Annotated in this window: 21 protein-coding genes; 20 read left to right on the top strand and 1 reads right to left on the bottom strand. The window is 62.5% G+C overall.

Going from position 1 to position 13,707, the window contains the following annotated elements; genetic code table 11:
• Nucleotides 1–100: 100 nt before the first annotated feature.
• Nucleotides 101–640: a helix-turn-helix domain-containing protein gene (locus OKA11_RS20975; protein WP_267223917.1), complete on the bottom strand. Its 540-nt coding sequence runs from the start codon at nt 638–640 to the stop codon at nt 101–103.
• Between the two features lie 58 nt (nt 641–698).
• Between OKA11_RS20975 and OKA11_RS20970 the strand changes: the two genes are divergently transcribed.
• From OKA11_RS20970 to OKA11_RS20875, 20 genes are all read left to right on the top strand, one after another.
• Nucleotides 699–983 carry a helix-turn-helix domain-containing protein gene (locus OKA11_RS20970; RefSeq protein ID WP_267223915.1) on the top strand — a complete coding sequence of 95 codons (285 nt, stop codon included), beginning with the start codon at nt 699–701 and terminating at the stop codon, nt 981–983.
• A gap of 2 nt (nt 984–985) precedes the next feature.
• Nucleotides 986–1,681 carry a hypothetical protein gene (locus tag OKA11_RS20965; protein ID WP_267223913.1) on the top strand — a complete coding sequence of 232 codons (696 nt, stop codon included), beginning with the start codon at nt 986–988 and terminating at the stop codon, nt 1,679–1,681.
• Nucleotides 1,678–2,097, top strand: a complete 420-nt coding sequence (locus tag OKA11_RS20960; RefSeq protein ID WP_267223911.1) for a hypothetical protein — start codon at nt 1,678–1,680, stop codon at nt 2,095–2,097. Before OKA11_RS20965 ends, OKA11_RS20960 begins: the two co-directional genes overlap by 4 nt.
• Nucleotides 2,094–3,083 (top strand): ParB/RepB/Spo0J family partition protein, encoded by a 990-nt coding sequence (locus tag OKA11_RS20955; protein WP_267223909.1) that lies wholly within the window; start codon nt 2,094–2,096, stop codon nt 3,081–3,083. The genes OKA11_RS20960 and OKA11_RS20955 overlap by 4 nt, the downstream gene beginning before the upstream one ends.
• Nucleotides 3,073–3,762 carry a class I SAM-dependent methyltransferase gene (locus OKA11_RS20950; protein WP_267223907.1) on the top strand — a complete coding sequence of 230 codons (690 nt, stop codon included), beginning with the start codon at nt 3,073–3,075 and terminating at the stop codon, nt 3,760–3,762. Before OKA11_RS20955 ends, OKA11_RS20950 begins: the two co-directional genes overlap by 11 nt.
• Nucleotides 3,762–3,914, top strand: coding sequence for a hypothetical protein (locus OKA11_RS20945; protein WP_267223905.1), 153 nt, complete (start codon nt 3,762–3,764; stop codon nt 3,912–3,914). The genes OKA11_RS20950 and OKA11_RS20945 overlap by 1 nt, the downstream gene beginning before the upstream one ends.
• On the top strand, nt 3,914–4,153 hold the full coding sequence (locus OKA11_RS20940; protein ID WP_267223903.1) for a hypothetical protein: 240 nt from the start codon (nt 3,914–3,916) through the stop codon (nt 4,151–4,153). The genes OKA11_RS20945 and OKA11_RS20940 overlap by 1 nt, the downstream gene beginning before the upstream one ends.
• A 3-nt stretch (nt 4,154–4,156) precedes the next feature.
• On the top strand, nt 4,157–4,855 hold the full coding sequence (locus OKA11_RS20935) for a hypothetical protein (RefSeq protein ID WP_267223901.1): 699 nt from the start codon (nt 4,157–4,159) through the stop codon (nt 4,853–4,855).
• Nucleotides 4,856–5,118: 263 nt separating this feature from the next.
• Nucleotides 5,119–5,571, top strand: coding sequence for a hypothetical protein (locus OKA11_RS20930; RefSeq protein WP_267223900.1), 453 nt, complete (start codon nt 5,119–5,121; stop codon nt 5,569–5,571).
• Complete coding sequence (locus tag OKA11_RS20925) at nt 5,571–7,532, top strand: transposase domain-containing protein (protein WP_267223899.1); 1,962 nt, start codon at nt 5,571–5,573, stop codon at nt 7,530–7,532. The genes OKA11_RS20930 and OKA11_RS20925 overlap by 1 nt, the downstream gene beginning before the upstream one ends.
• 78 nt (nt 7,533–7,610) lie before the next feature.
• Nucleotides 7,611–8,573 carry an AAA family ATPase gene (locus OKA11_RS20920; protein ID WP_267223898.1) on the top strand — a complete coding sequence of 321 codons (963 nt, stop codon included), beginning with the start codon at nt 7,611–7,613 and terminating at the stop codon, nt 8,571–8,573.
• Nucleotides 8,570–8,893 carry a hypothetical protein gene (locus tag OKA11_RS20915; protein ID WP_267223896.1) on the top strand — a complete coding sequence of 108 codons (324 nt, stop codon included), beginning with the start codon at nt 8,570–8,572 and terminating at the stop codon, nt 8,891–8,893. Before OKA11_RS20920 ends, OKA11_RS20915 begins: the two co-directional genes overlap by 4 nt.
• Complete coding sequence (locus tag OKA11_RS20910; protein ID WP_267223895.1) at nt 8,881–9,045, top strand: hypothetical protein; 165 nt, start codon at nt 8,881–8,883, stop codon at nt 9,043–9,045. The genes OKA11_RS20915 and OKA11_RS20910 overlap by 13 nt, the downstream gene beginning before the upstream one ends.
• A 94-nt stretch (nt 9,046–9,139) precedes the next feature.
• Nucleotides 9,140–9,736 carry a regulatory protein GemA gene (locus tag OKA11_RS20905; RefSeq protein WP_267223894.1) on the top strand — a complete coding sequence of 199 codons (597 nt, stop codon included), beginning with the start codon at nt 9,140–9,142 and terminating at the stop codon, nt 9,734–9,736.
• On the top strand, nt 9,733–9,927 hold the full coding sequence (locus OKA11_RS20900; protein ID WP_267223892.1) for a hypothetical protein: 195 nt from the start codon (nt 9,733–9,735) through the stop codon (nt 9,925–9,927). The genes OKA11_RS20905 and OKA11_RS20900 overlap by 4 nt, the downstream gene beginning before the upstream one ends.
• Nucleotides 9,927–10,316 carry a hypothetical protein gene (locus tag OKA11_RS20895; protein WP_267223890.1) on the top strand — a complete coding sequence of 130 codons (390 nt, stop codon included), beginning with the start codon at nt 9,927–9,929 and terminating at the stop codon, nt 10,314–10,316. The genes OKA11_RS20900 and OKA11_RS20895 overlap by 1 nt, the downstream gene beginning before the upstream one ends.
• A 59-nt stretch (nt 10,317–10,375) precedes the next feature.
• Nucleotides 10,376–11,044, top strand: coding sequence for a glycoside hydrolase family 108 protein (locus OKA11_RS20890; protein ID WP_267223888.1), 669 nt, complete (start codon nt 10,376–10,378; stop codon nt 11,042–11,044).
• A complete protein-coding gene (locus OKA11_RS20885; RefSeq protein WP_267223886.1) occupies nt 11,044–11,565 on the top strand; it encodes a hypothetical protein in 522 nt (173 codons plus the stop codon). Before OKA11_RS20890 ends, OKA11_RS20885 begins: the two co-directional genes overlap by 1 nt.
• On the top strand, nt 11,534–11,788 hold the full coding sequence (locus OKA11_RS20880) for a hypothetical protein (RefSeq protein WP_267223884.1): 255 nt from the start codon (nt 11,534–11,536) through the stop codon (nt 11,786–11,788). The genes OKA11_RS20885 and OKA11_RS20880 overlap by 32 nt, the downstream gene beginning before the upstream one ends.
• Nucleotides 11,785–13,707 (top strand): hypothetical protein, encoded by a 1,923-nt coding sequence (locus tag OKA11_RS20875; protein ID WP_267223883.1) that lies wholly within the window; start codon nt 11,785–11,787, stop codon nt 13,705–13,707. Before OKA11_RS20880 ends, OKA11_RS20875 begins: the two co-directional genes overlap by 4 nt.

The following is a 13,707-nucleotide window of genomic DNA, read 5'->3' as shown; positions in this document are numbered from 1 at the left end:
CCCAATCGCATGGTCTTATAGCTGATTTCGAACATCACCTCGCAAACAGGGCAGTCGCATTCGGCCATGATATCATCAAGTTCGTTTGCCATGACAGCTCCTATTGCGTAGCCTCACCTGCTCGCCAAGCATAGGCGCGCTGGATCGCGCGTTCATAGAGGTCGGTGTAGTCGCCCCTTTGTTCCCGCAAGATGACAGACATTGCTTCCGAGGCGTTTTTCTCTCCTGATAATTGCTGTCGCTCTGCCACCATTTCGGCGAACGAAAGTTCTAACTCTCGGAAATAACTAGAATAATGGGTTAGAACCTCGCCATAGTTGCTGAGGTGATAGCGGCCACCCTTTTCAAGCGAGTCCACTGACGGCGCCAGGGCAAGAGCAAGACAACGCCCGGCATGGATCACTGCGCCACCCAGTTCGATCCGCTTTTCGTCCATCGCGCGCGCGCCAGCGCCATACCTCGCGAGCGTAGCGACCTTTCGGCGCGCGCTCTCAGGAATGGAATTTCGCTTCCTCCAGAGGCTAATCGCGTTTCGACTAACTCCAATAAAATCAGCTAGTTGAGCGTTATTTTCCGCTCCAACAGCATCTTTCATGGCCGCAATTTCAGCGTCCACATCTGAATGGCCCTTGACTGTCACCGTTGGTTACACCAAAAGATCTAGTTGTAACCAACGGTGACGAAGACAGGATACAGCCATGCTACCTCCACTCCATCCTGAAGACATCAAATCCAAGCTGCGCCAGCGCTATGGCACGATTGGAAAATTCGAGAGACTTAAGGGCTTGCCCTACCGAATGGTGAGCCAATTGCTCATCGGCAAGGCAAGCATGCGCGCGGCTGAGGCCGTGGCGGATGAGCTGGATATTCCGGTGCATCGGGTAAATTCCCACTACGCTGAACTCTATTACAATCTGTCAACAACGCCCCGTCATAGGCGCAAACAGGACCAGGTGCATCGTCTAAGTGACAAGGTGGCCTGAACATGGGCGCCCTGGCACTGTGTCCCGCAGATTTGCGGGCGATCGACGGCGAGCACTGCGTCATGGATGTGCGCCTTGGCGAGGTGCTGGGCATGGCCCAGCCACTCGACATCAGGCGGGTGATCCGGAAGAACGAGGGTGAACTTTCCCTGCATGGATCAATTCGCGCGGCGCGCGAATTGATCGAACACGGCAAAGGCGGCCGGCGAGAGGTCACAACTTACTACCTCAGCGAGGCGCAAGCGCTGCTGATCTGCATGTTCAGCCGCGCACCGAATGCGGCGGCGGTCCGCGCCCAAATCATCACTGTGTACATGGCCTACCGCCGAGGTGAACTGACCGCTTCCGCGCCTACATCCGAGGAGCGTGCTTTCGACCGGCTGGAACGCCGGATCGACATACTGGAGCGAGCCGCAGGCACCCGCGCTCTTGTTGAAAGCCCGCAGTACGCCGCTGCCGTAACCTATACCCCTGCGATCTTCCGATACCGGAATGATGCCGGTGATCGCCGCAAGATGCGGTTCCCTGACTGGTGGGGTGACCAGCCTGTTCGCGCCGCGGTCCTCCTGCGGCACCGCCAGATGACAATCGACCAGGCGATCCGTGAACTTCGCGAGGAATTTGGCGACCGTGCGCCTTCGCGCTCTTCCCTCGGAAGGTTCTGGCGAAACTATGACAAGAACTGGGGCATCTCGTGACCGGAGTTCCTGCCGGTTTCATCAGCCCGACCGCCGCCCACCTTGCGGTACGCCGTCTCAAGCTGCGGCGAACTCTCCGCGACATCAGCAAGCTATGCACGACACTTCTGGACAGTCTCGATCAGGCCAGCCAGCCGCTTAGCGGCACCTGTGCGATCGATATCCAACGCCGCGTCGAGTTGCGTCAACGCGATATCGCAAGTGGCGTCGGTCATGACGCCGTCCACATCAGCGAACGCGACGATATGCGCGAGAAGGAGCTGCTGGAGGGCGCAGACCTGGTCCTCCAATTCCTGAACTCTCTGCTCAAGGCTCTTCGCCACGGGCAATTCTCCACCAACCATTCCGATGCTGTGAACGCTAGCGCCGCTGGCGCCGCCTCGCATCGTCTAAGTGAAGGCCGCCCCCATACATGACCGCTCCCGCATCCCTGCTGGCCAATGCAACGCTATTCGAGATCGATCCCGATCTTGTCGATGAAGGCGAGCGCATCGGATTCCTGCACGCGGACAAAGCCGCCGCAATCGGTCGTCTGATGGCGGTGGACGGCCAGCGAGACCCGATCAAGGTCGTGGCCAACAAGAAGGGTTCGCCGCTCAAGTCGTGGCGGCTTGTAACCGGCATGCATCGACTGATCGGCGCGCGTGTTGAAGGCATATCGGTCCACGCGCTCGAAGTAGAAGGTACGCCCGAACAGCTCAAAGAGTTGGAGGCCAGCGAGAACCTGCACCGGCGCCCTCTCGCACCCATCGAACGCGCGAAGTTCACCGCCGCCTTGGTTCAAGCTGCCCAGGAACGCATTGCCCGCGAGCATGGCGAACTGAGCCACCAGAAGCTCGGCGCTAAGGCACGATGGGCGCGTGTGAAGGCAAGCGAACAGACCGCTCAGGAGGCTCTTGCAGAAGAGACCGGCGATGCTTGTGCCACGATGGCACAAGCATACGGCTGGGAGGAATCAGTCGGCGAAGCGCTTGGTATGTCGCGCCGTTCGATCCACCGCGATCTCGAACTGTTCCGCCTTGTCATCGAGCCATTCCCCGGCATGGCGGAAGCCCTCTCGAAGCACCCCATCGTCGGCGAAAACGCGAAGCAACTCCGCGACATTGCCCAGGTGCGCGACGAGGTCAGCCGCAAGGCGTTGATCGAGGCGCTGTTGGAAGACGAAGAACTGAGCGTCGAGGACGCGAAGGTCCGTCTCGGGATCGGCCTGACCGGCTCTGTCGGTGCCGCGTCACCGTTGGCGAGCCAAAAGCACTTCAACGCCATCAAGAGCGGTTGGTCGCGCCTCGGCAAGGGCGACAAGGAACGGTTCCTGTTCACTGACTTCGTGCCGCTGCTCACGCCTGCGCTGAAGACCGCACTCCGCGACCGGCTCAACGAGGAGCTGAACGATGCGCGGTGAGCTTTCCTCGGCCAAGCCCAAGAAGCGCCATCCGCTCGACTGGTACGTCGAGGAAGGCTGGGAATGGGATCAGATCGTGCGCGCGATCGGGATCGCGGAACTGGAGGCAGGCGTGCCGGTGCCGATCTGGGACCCGGCAGCAGGCTACGGCCACAGCGGATCGCGCCTGCAAGGCTGGGGCGTGGATCGGATTTTCCTGTCCGACGTGGTCAACAACGTCTGCTGGGACGATTTCGAGACGCTGCCCACGTTCTTCTCGGCCGACTTCATGGATTGCGAGACCGCGCCGACAGACGAGTGCGAAATCTGGTCGAACCCGCCCTATTCCTACCGTGAAGTCATCTACGACGGCCGCGTAGTGAAGATCGCGGAAGCGTTCGTGCGCCATGCCCTGAAGCTGGCGACACGCCGCGTCGTGATGATCCTGCCGAACAAGTGGCTGGCGATGGGCAAGAAGCGGTCGCGGCTGGTCCGCCACGATTTCCCGCCGCAGCTTGTCCTGCACTTCACCGAGCGGCCCTCGATGCCGCCGGGCGATCTCATCCACCAAATGGGAAGCCGTGCCTATCGTGGCGGCATGATCGACTACTGCGCCCTCGTCTGGGACGTGCGGCGGCCGACTGTGCCGGGCGAAACGCAGACGATCTGGCTTCCCCCTCTCGCGGAGGAAACTGCCTGATGTCTTCCAAACGCCAACGGGAACACGTCGCTGCCAAGGCGGCGAAGCTTCGCCAGGGCAAGCCGGTGAAGTCCAAATACGCCGCCAAGGGCGGGCCGTATGGATACGACCTCCCGACCGCCAAGCCCAAGCCGGAACGGGAACGCCGCTGATGTCGCGCTACGCCTCTCTCGCCGAGCAGTACCGCGCCCACCGCCTCGCTTTTGAGAAGGCACAGGAGTGGAACTGCACGCCGAAAGAGGCGGAACGCCGGCTCCGTGAGCAGGAGCGCACGCGGCGCCGGGCCTGCGGCACGCAAGCCCCGACCGAACAACCCGACGATTTCGAAACGATGGACGCGCCCCTGACCGATTTCGGTGCCTGGGAAGCGCCCTGGATGATGAGGGACTGATAGATGGTTCGCAATCTGAAGCCTGCGCCCTTCGCTATGACGCCGTCGATCGTTCGGCGCGTGATCGAACCCGCTACGACGCCGTCAAAGGGCGTTGTGCGCATTCCTATCCTGCCGATTACGCTGGCCGACGAAGTCAAAGGCGACATCTCCTCATCAAGCGATGTGCCAGCGACGATCCGGCCGGACTGTGCCGCAGCGCCCATCGCTTCCAAGAGCTTCCGCAAGCCGTCCGCACGAACGGAAGGACCTGAAGAGCCCGCACGGGTCGCACCGGTGTCGGCAGCACCGTCCGCGCCGGCCGAGTTTCCCAACCTCGGCCGGCCGGACTACGGCGAAGCGCGAGCATTTGCCGCTAAATCGATCCCTGCCATCGGCGATGTAGGAAGCAAATTCCGGTTCAAGGTTAAACCAGCTCCGAGCCGGGGCGAGAAGATCGCGTTGCCCGCACCGCGTAAGCAAATGGACTCTATCCGCGAGCCTGCCCGCAAGAAGACCTTGCCGCCGCTGGCATCGGATGTCCGGCGAGCCCAGTTGAATGCGGCGACTGCCTTCCTCAAGCGTCTCGGCATCCTCGTGACGCCGTGCGACCGCGAGGAGCAAATTCGCAAGTACCGCGTGACCGGCAAGGCCGAAGCTCAGTTCCTTGAGCAGGTCATCGAGATCGCAATCTCTTACGGGTTCGAGGCCGACCGTGTCTGACAGCCGGTGGCGCGATCATGCGCAACGCCTCATTGCAAAGTTGACGGCGGACCTGCCGGAGACGGCGACCTATGCCGAGCACCGCAAGGCGCTTTGGGGCAAGGGCCTGCCTGCTCACCAGGGAACGGCCTGGGGTCGCAGAATGTGGGGCCAGGAGTGCCGCAAGCACCTTGCCCGCCATGGCGATCCCCGTTGCCAAGCACCGCGCCCCGGTGAGTTCCCTTTCCGGGACCACGTCCACTTCCCGTTCCGCGAGGGGGGAAATGGCGAAGGCTAAGATTCATCCCGACCAGCTCGGATTTCTGTTCGAGGCACCCGCACCCGCGAGGGGTGAGGCTGCGCTTGCAGGAATCGAGCAGCGGATTTGCCGCACAGTCGGGTCGATTCTGAACAGCGATAGCCGGTCGCGCGAAGTGATCGCGGCCGAAATGAGTGTGCTGCTGGGTGAGGAAATAAGCCGGGCCATGCTCGACGCTTACGCCAGCCCGGCCCGTGACGGTCACAAGGTGCCGATGTCGCGCATGTTCGCGCTCGTCGTCGTCACGCACCGCCACGATCTGCTCGACCCGCTCCTGCGCGAAATCGGCGCGGCGCTGCTGGTCGGCGAGGAAGTCCATACCGCGCGGCTCGGCGACATCGACCGCGAAATCGAACAGCTCAAGGAAGAGCGCAAGCGGCTGGCCGTGAGCGCTCCTCGCATCCGACGGGGGAAGTAATGGCGTCTCGCGCGCTCGACGAATTTCAGGAAACTGCACGCGAATGGTTCACGCCGGCCGAACTGGCGGACCTCGCGCTTCCCGGCCTGCCTGCGGACAAGCGTTCGATCAATCGGCGTGCCCAAGAAGAGCGTTGGTCGATGCGGACCAATGCGGCTGGCGAACTGCTGGTGCGCCCCCGCGCCGGGCGCGGTGGCGGCGTGGAATTCCACGTTTCGCTCCTCCCTGGGACGGCCCGGCTGGAACTGTCCAGGCGCGGCCTGACCGATGCGCGTCCAGCGCCTGAGAAGGTCGAAACCGACAACGGCGGCTGGCGCTGGTTCGATGTGCAGTCGGCCAAGGTGAAGACCGAAGCGGAACGCCGGCTTGGGATCATCAATGAAATCGAACTTCTTGAGGGCTCGGGCCTCACGCGGTCGGCTGCCGTCTCCGAGAGCGGGCGGCGCCATTCAGTTGGAGTTTCTACAATGTGGAATTGGCTTGATAAAATCACGGGCGTTGCGAAAGAGAACCGTCTTCCGGCGCTCGCTCCGCGTCGGAAAGGCGGCGGCGCCGTGGCCGACATCGACCCGCTTCTCTGGAACCTGTTCAAGAGCGATTACCTGCGTCCAAGCGCCCCGACGCTGACCAGTTGCTACAATCGCACCGCCGAGATCGCCAAGGCGCGCGGCCTCTCAATGCCTTCTGAGAAGACCTTCAAGCGCAGGCTGGAGAAGGAAACGCCGAAGGCCGTGATCAAGCTGCGCCGCGAGGGTGAAGAAGCGCTCCGCCGCTCGATCCCATCCCAGCGCCGCACGGTTTCTGACCTTCACGCCCTGGAATGCATCAACATCGACGGCCACAAGTTCGACGTGTTCGTGAAGACGCCGGATGGCCGCGTGATCCGCCCGATCATGGTTGCCATCCAGGACGTCTACAGCCGCAAATTCCTTTCATGGCGCATCGGCGGCGAGGAAAGCGCCATCCAGGCACGCCTTGCCTTTGCAGACGTGTTCGAAGTCTTCGGCATCCCGAAAGAATGCGTGCTCGACAACGGCCGTGCGTGGGCGTCGAAGTGGATCACGGGCGGCGCGAAGTCACGCTTCCGCTTCAAGATCAAGGAAGAAGAGCCGACCGGTCTTCTCACCGCACTCGGCATCGGCATCCACTGGGCGCTGCCCTATCGCGGCCAATCGAAGCCGATCGAGCGCGGATTCCGCGACCTGTGCGAGACGATCGCCAAGCACCCGGCGATGGAAGGCGCCTATACCGGCAACAATCCCATGGCGAAGCCGGAGAACTACGGCAGCAAGGCTATCGAGTGGAATGCGTTTGTGGCCCATGTCGATCGGGGCATGGCGGCACATAACGCCAAGCAAGGCCGCCGCACGGAAATGGCCCGGAATCGCAGCTTCGACGAAGTCTTCGCCGAAAGCTACGCCTCGGCGCCGATCGGCAAGGCCACGCCTGAGCAGATGCGCATGGCGCTGCTGGCAGCCGAGCAAAAGTCGGTCGACCGTCGCACCGGCGAGATCGAACTTTACGGCAATCGCTATTGGTCGGAAGCCTGCGGCGAACTGCACGGGCAGAAAGTGACCGTTCGCTTCGACCCGGACAACCTGATGCGAGAGGTTCACCTCTACGCGCTCGACGGCCGCTATCTGACCAGCGCCGAGATCATCCAGGACACCGGCTTCCTCGACGCAGCATCGGCCAAGACGGCGGCGAAACGCTGGGCCGACTACCGCAAGCGCATTCGCGGCGCAGCAGAGGCCGAAATGCTGTTGGCTGCCGAACAGGTGGCCGCACTTCAGGCCGATACTGCGAAGATGGAGCTACCCGAGCCCGCCGTGATCCGGCCTGTTCGCCATCGCGGGCAGACGGCTGCCGCGCTCAAACCCGCCCCGCTGGCCGTCCAGCATCACGAACGAGAAGCCCGAGTTTTCAACGCCCTCAAGCTCGTGGGCGGCACCGACGATTGAAGAAATGTCGGTGCGCGGGACGGCCTAGGAAACTGACCCCGCGCACTGGTCCCACCAAAGAGACTGGAGTGAAGTAGCATGAACGATCCGACGAAGCAGTACATCGATCTCGAAGAGCAGCGCACTTGGCTGATGGACCACCGCGCGGGCACCGGATCGAGCTGGTCGCAGCTTGCCAAGCGCATGAACGTCCCGGCCGGTACGCTCAGCCAGTTTGGCAGCGAGAACGGTTATAAGGGCGACGAAGAGCGCGTGGCCCAGCTGGTCTACAAGTACCGCCAGCTTCTCGTCCAGCAGGCGACCATCGCGATCGACGCACCGGAAGTGCCCGAGTACTTCAAGACCGAAACCAGCGAGCAGATCATGAACCTGCTGGCGTTCGGGCAGCGCGGCAAGGTTGTCCTGTGCGCAATGGGCCCAGGCCTCGGCAAGACCAAGACTGCACGCTATTTCTCGGCCTGCTTCCCGAACGTGTTCATGGTGACGATGACCCCGTCGACCTCGGGCGTTGCCCCCATGCAGCAGGAAGTCCTTGCCGCCCTGGGACAACCGGACATCAACACGTCTCCGCAGAAAATGTCGCGCATGATCCGCGAGAAGGTCCGCGATCTGCGCAACCCGGTCATCATCATCGACGAAGCCCAGCATCTTTCGGTCAAGGCGATCGAGGAAATCCGTAGCTGGCACGATCTCACCGGCGTCGGCATCGTGTTCCTCGGCAACATCGGGATCATGCAGCAGATCGAGGGCGGCGGCCGCAAGGCAGCATTCGCCCAGTTGTTCAGCCGCGTTTCGATCAAGCTGGTGCGCAACGTCCCACTCCTGGCCGATGCCGACGCGCTTGCCGAAGCATGGGGCATCTCCAGCGACAGGGAAGTCGCACAGGTCCGCAAGGTCGCGCTTCTGCCGGGCGGTCTGCGCGGCGCAACGATGATGCTGGAACTCGCATGGATGCTTGCTTCCAGCGAGAACAAGCCGCTCAACACGGACCACCTTCAGGACGCATGGGCGCAGCTTTCGGCTCGGGCGATCGCTGCATGAGCGCGGATCTCGAAAACGCGCTTGTGCGGCGCATGGCAACGGCGAGCGCTCTGCTCGCCCGCGCCGTGGCCGAAGTCCGCAGCGATACGCGAGGCTATATCGAGGCGGGATCGCATCTGGTTCCCGACCTTTTCGGCAATCTCACCATCGTCCGCGATAGCGAGGCGCGCCTCTCGATCGAGGGCGAAATGGGCCGGATTGAGCTGATCCGCGAAATCGAGGGATTCCTCGGTTTCGCGCCGGCTCCAGGCCCGGACTGGTTCGATGCGATCATCGCGCAAGGGCCCGCCTGGGCGGAGGTCTCTCCATGCGCGAACTGATCTCCAACGCACGTGCGATCGTGCGTGCCTACCACCGCGAAGTCTCGGCAACGGAAAGCGTGGTCGAGATTGTTGCCGCCTTTTGGCTCACGGCGTGTGCACTTGCCTGTGGGCTGGCTTTTCTCATCATCGTTGGAGGTGACCATGCGTAACACTGCACCCGCACGGCCGGCGCAGTTCGACCAGTCTACCCAGCGTCGCCGTTCGCTCCTGGCGAAGATCAACATCGGGCGCCAGAGCCTCAACATGGACGAGGACGACTATCGCCAACTCCTGCTTTCGGAGACGGGCAAGTTGAGCCTGAAGGATTGCAGCGATCCGCAGCTCGTGCGCGTCGTTGAAGCGCTCAAGGCAAAGGGCTTTCGCCCTCTGCCAAATGCGTCCCAGCGCAAGGCAGCGCAGCAGCCCATGGCGGTCAAAGCCCGCGCGCTGTGGATTTCGCTCTATCACCTGGGCGTGGTTCACAATCCCGGCGAGCCCGCTCTGGAAGCTTTCGCCAAGCGGCAGCTCGGCTGCGAGCGGATGGTCTGGGCGCGGGATTCCGATTCCTTCCGCCTGATCGAAGCGCTCAAGTCCATGGCGACCCGTGAAGGCTGGGCGCTGGTCGATCACAAGGGCATTCCTTGCGGCCCGCTCGGCCTACAGGCGAACCTGTGCGCGGCGATCGTCGCGAAGAGGAAGGCGGCGGGCGTCATCCCTGACGACTGGACGCTTCCTATCGCCGCGTATCGCCTTTGCGGGATAGAGACGGCGCAAGAACGCCCGTTCTCTGCCGAGCAGCACGCCAGCCTCGCTGCGAACCTCGGCGACAAGCTGCGTGAAATGACGGGAGGACGCCCGTGACCGACCGTTGCTTCGTTTCGCACAGCAGCTTCGATCAGTTCGGCGAAAGGCTGGATAGCCGTACGCTTCCAATCGTCGGCGAAGATCGCCGTCGCCATGCCCGACGCGCGCAGGTGTGGCGCCGTATCTTCATTGCGCTTGCTGGCTTCTGGCTGGTCATCCTTGGTGCCTTGATCGTGGCGCTGGCTTGATGGTCGGCGCCGCCGCCTCTTCGCCCCTGGGCACAGGATCGCAGGTCCTGGACGATATCGCCGAAATCATCGGCGAAGAGGCGGCATTCGCGCTTGCGCTCGAATTTCGCGGTGAGCGCCTTTACATCCCCAAGGATCACAAGCGCGAACCGCGCCTTGCCGAGACGATCGGCGAGGCCGCTGCGCTTCATCTTTGCGATTGCCTCTATCGCACCTGGATCAAGGTGCCCTATCGTGTTGTCATCTACCGCATGGTCGTGCAGCTTGCCGATCAGAAGGTGACGAAGAGAGAGATTGCTAACCGGCTAAAAATCCGCGAGGCACAGGTCTACGCCATTCTCGCGAAGCACCGGGAAGCGAACCAACAGCAGCTCGATCTGTTTAATTGAGCGTTTTGCCCCGTATGCAGGGGTAATGGGGCGCCGCCTTTCGACCGTATCTCTCGGTCATGGCACAGGAACCCACTCCCAACGAAATCACCGCCATCGGATATGGTCCGCGCTACGTTGCGGCCAGTGACGATGTTCTCGGCAGCGAGGGCGGTCACGTCAACGATAAGCTCGACAAGGGCGGCGAAACCAACAACGGAATTTCGCTGCGCTTCTTGGCATCCGAAGGAACTTTCGACGACGACGGCGACGGCAAGCTCGATTTCGATCTCGACATGGACGGCGACATAGACGGCGCTGACATTCGGCTGCTGACCAGGGGCGACGCTCGCTATCTCTTCTATCGCTGTTTCTGGAAGCCACTCGACTGCGAAAGCTTCGCCCGGCCGATCGGTGAAATGCTTTTCGACCAAGGCGTGAACGCCGGCAGAACGGCCGCCAAGAAGCTTCTTCAGCGGGCAGTGAATACCTGCCTCATGGAGGCCAAAGCCAAGATGGGCTCCAAGACCGCGCCGGACCTGCTCAAGGTCGACGGCGGCTTGGGCGAGAAGAGCCGGGCAGCCATCATCTGGGTTCTTCAGTATCCGCCCCAAGGCATGCAGGCGATCATCCTGGCGTACCGCGCGGCGGTTCGCGAACGCTATCGCAACATCGTGGCACGCTATCCCAGCCAACAGCGCTTCCTGCGCGGCTGGCTGGCCCGTGCCGAACGCCTGGGCAAACTCTGATGAGCTGGTTCAGCACCGCTCGCCTTGCGGCCTTCGGCGTGGTCGGTGCCGCTTTGGCGGCGCTGGTATGGCTGGCAGCCGACCGTTTCAGTCAGAAGGCTGTCGCGGACGCATCAGAGGCCTGTGAGAAGGCAGCATCTGCCCCGGCCGGCGATCTCGGCAAGTGCGGCCCGAACATCACGACACGTATTGCGGCCGACCGCGCGACCGTCGTTTGCGAGGGCGCATTGCTTCCCGAGCTGCGTGACGAAAAGCGTTTCACAGCGAGCCAGGCGTGCGGCCCAGGCGCCAAGCGCCTGATTGCCCAGGGCGATGCCCAAGCGGCGGAAATCGCCTCTCTCAAGACGGCCTTGGACAAGGTCACAGCCGACACTGCCGCCGCCGTGACCCGCGCCGAGGAGCGCGGCCGTGCCGAACAGACAAGGAAGAACAATGCTCGCCAGATCATCGACGATGCACCGCGCAGCGCTGACGGCCGCATCGCTTGCGATGCTGACTGCCTGCGCCGGCTCGCGAACTGAGGAGACGATCGCCAGCGCTCCAGCGCCGGTGATCGAGCGCCAGATCGAGGTGCGGACTGTGTGCCCATCCGAAGTGACCGCGCCGATCGCGGCCAAGCCCATCGTGCCCGAAGGCGCGGTGATCGAAGGCAATGCGTCCGGCATGGGCTGGCTGGGCGATGAGCTCGCCTGGGCATCGGGCCTTGCCGATCGGCTTTCAGACGCGCGGGAGGCCTGCAAGTGAGCGACGATCTTCAAACAGTCAGCCCTGATCAGATTGCCGTCGCGGCGACGCCGGCGGAAGACGCGTTCGTCCTTATCCAGAGCCCTGGCGGTGCGATCCAGAAGACGCCCTACCAGCAGCTCCTGGCGAAGCTGATCGCGACCGACCTGATTTTTGCCGATGAGATCACGCTTCAGGCCGATCTGGCGCACGAAGAAGACACGGTTGCCCTGGTCAACAACGATCCAGACCCGCTGACCAACGGGTGGTGGCGGAAGGTCGGCGCCAGCGGCGCAGGGAACTGGGAGCAATTCGAGCAGCTTGCTAAAGCTATACGCGATGCGGTCGAGGTATTGAAAAACGACGCCAAGGCTTGGGCGGAGACTGCATCGGCGACTGCTGGCGATCTTGACGGCAAACTCGACGCTCTCAACATCAGCTTCCCCGAGCAGCCGTGTTATGCGCTGAACTGGCCCAATTCTCTCGTCCTTGTTGCGACTGATCTTGCGGACCAAGTGGTCTGGGCCGTTGATGTCGATGGCCGCATGCTGATGAACAGCGGCCACAGCATGACCGATATATCCTTGGCGGCAAACGGTGCGCTTAAATCAGCGTTGGCGGCCCTTCTGGCAGTTGAAAGCGACTTTCTTTGGCCTGTCACGGATGCGGCAGACAACCTGCTCGGAGGATGGCGCAAAAGCGGCGCTTATGCCGGTCGCTTCGATTTCGCGTTCACTCCACTAGTGAATGGTCGGCCGATCTCCGCGCGTCCGCTATCCGGTGCGGCAAGCACTGACTATGTTGTGTTCAGCTATGCTGACGGTTCAGGTCTGCTGCAACTCAGGGTAGAGCGCCGCTCGACCGGGGCGATCACCTTCCAGACCGGCGCCGGCAACAACTTCATGCCAAGCCTATCCGAAGACGGCATGCTGGTGTTTACTTCTGATGCCGCATCCGGCTTCGATGAAGTGGTCTTTGCATCCGCTGATGGGTCTGGCGAGATTACCCCGGTCACTTCGCGCTCTACGCTCGTTGTCCTCATGGGGGACAGCAACAGCAGCGACGTCGAGGGGTATTATCCTCAGTTCGCCGCGATAGCCTCGGGACGCACTTCTTTCATGGCGGGCTGGTCACGGCAGACTACGCCGCAGATCGCAGCGCGGCAGAACGGCATCCCCTGTACGATCACCGTCAGCGGGAACAGTATACCCGGTAGCGGAACGGCGACGATCACCGCCATGTCCACGCGCTTCCTGAGCCAGGCAGGCCTTGCGGTTGCAAAGCAGATGGACGTGCGGGTCAATGGCGTCGACTGCACGATCTACAAGGACGCGGGCAGCTACACCAATCCGGCGACCTATGCCGACGTGTACACCATCGGGCGGAAGGTCGCAGGCGGGGCGGTCGCTGTTGCGGCGGGCACGCCGGTCTACACGATCAACGGGATCAACAACCGGGTCGGAACGCAGATCATGTGGCCGGGGCGCAATGACGGCGCAGCCGCCCTCATGTCCGTGACGAAGCCGGGCGTACAGGCGATGATCGCCTACCTGTCCCCGCTGTCGAAGCACTACCTCATTTTCGGCATCGTCCCCTCGGGCTACCCGACGACCGCCGAAATCTACGGCACTACACCGCACACCCAGATCCGCGCTTACAACGACGACATGCTGGCGACCTACGGCAACGCCATGGACGCCACGCATTCGGGCCGGTTCTTCGACATCCACACGTACTTCGTCAATCGCGCGGCAGGCACAAGCCAATGCATGACCGACGCCGGGCTGACGCCGACCGCCGACGACCTCACCGACATCGCCAACGGCATCCCGCCGCGCCAGATCGTCACGCAGGACACCACCGGCTTCCACTTCACCGTCGCTGCACGGCAGCAGGTGGCCGCGCGCATCCTCGAAATCCTCGCAGCGAAGGGCTGGTAA

The organism is Novosphingobium clariflavum (genome assembly GCF_026420865.1).
In the GTDB taxonomy this organism is placed as follows: domain Bacteria; phylum Pseudomonadota; class Alphaproteobacteria; order Sphingomonadales; family Sphingomonadaceae; genus Novosphingobium; species Novosphingobium clariflavum.
The sequence above is the reverse complement of the archived record's forward strand: the minus strand, read 5'-3'. Positions and strand labels throughout refer to the sequence as shown.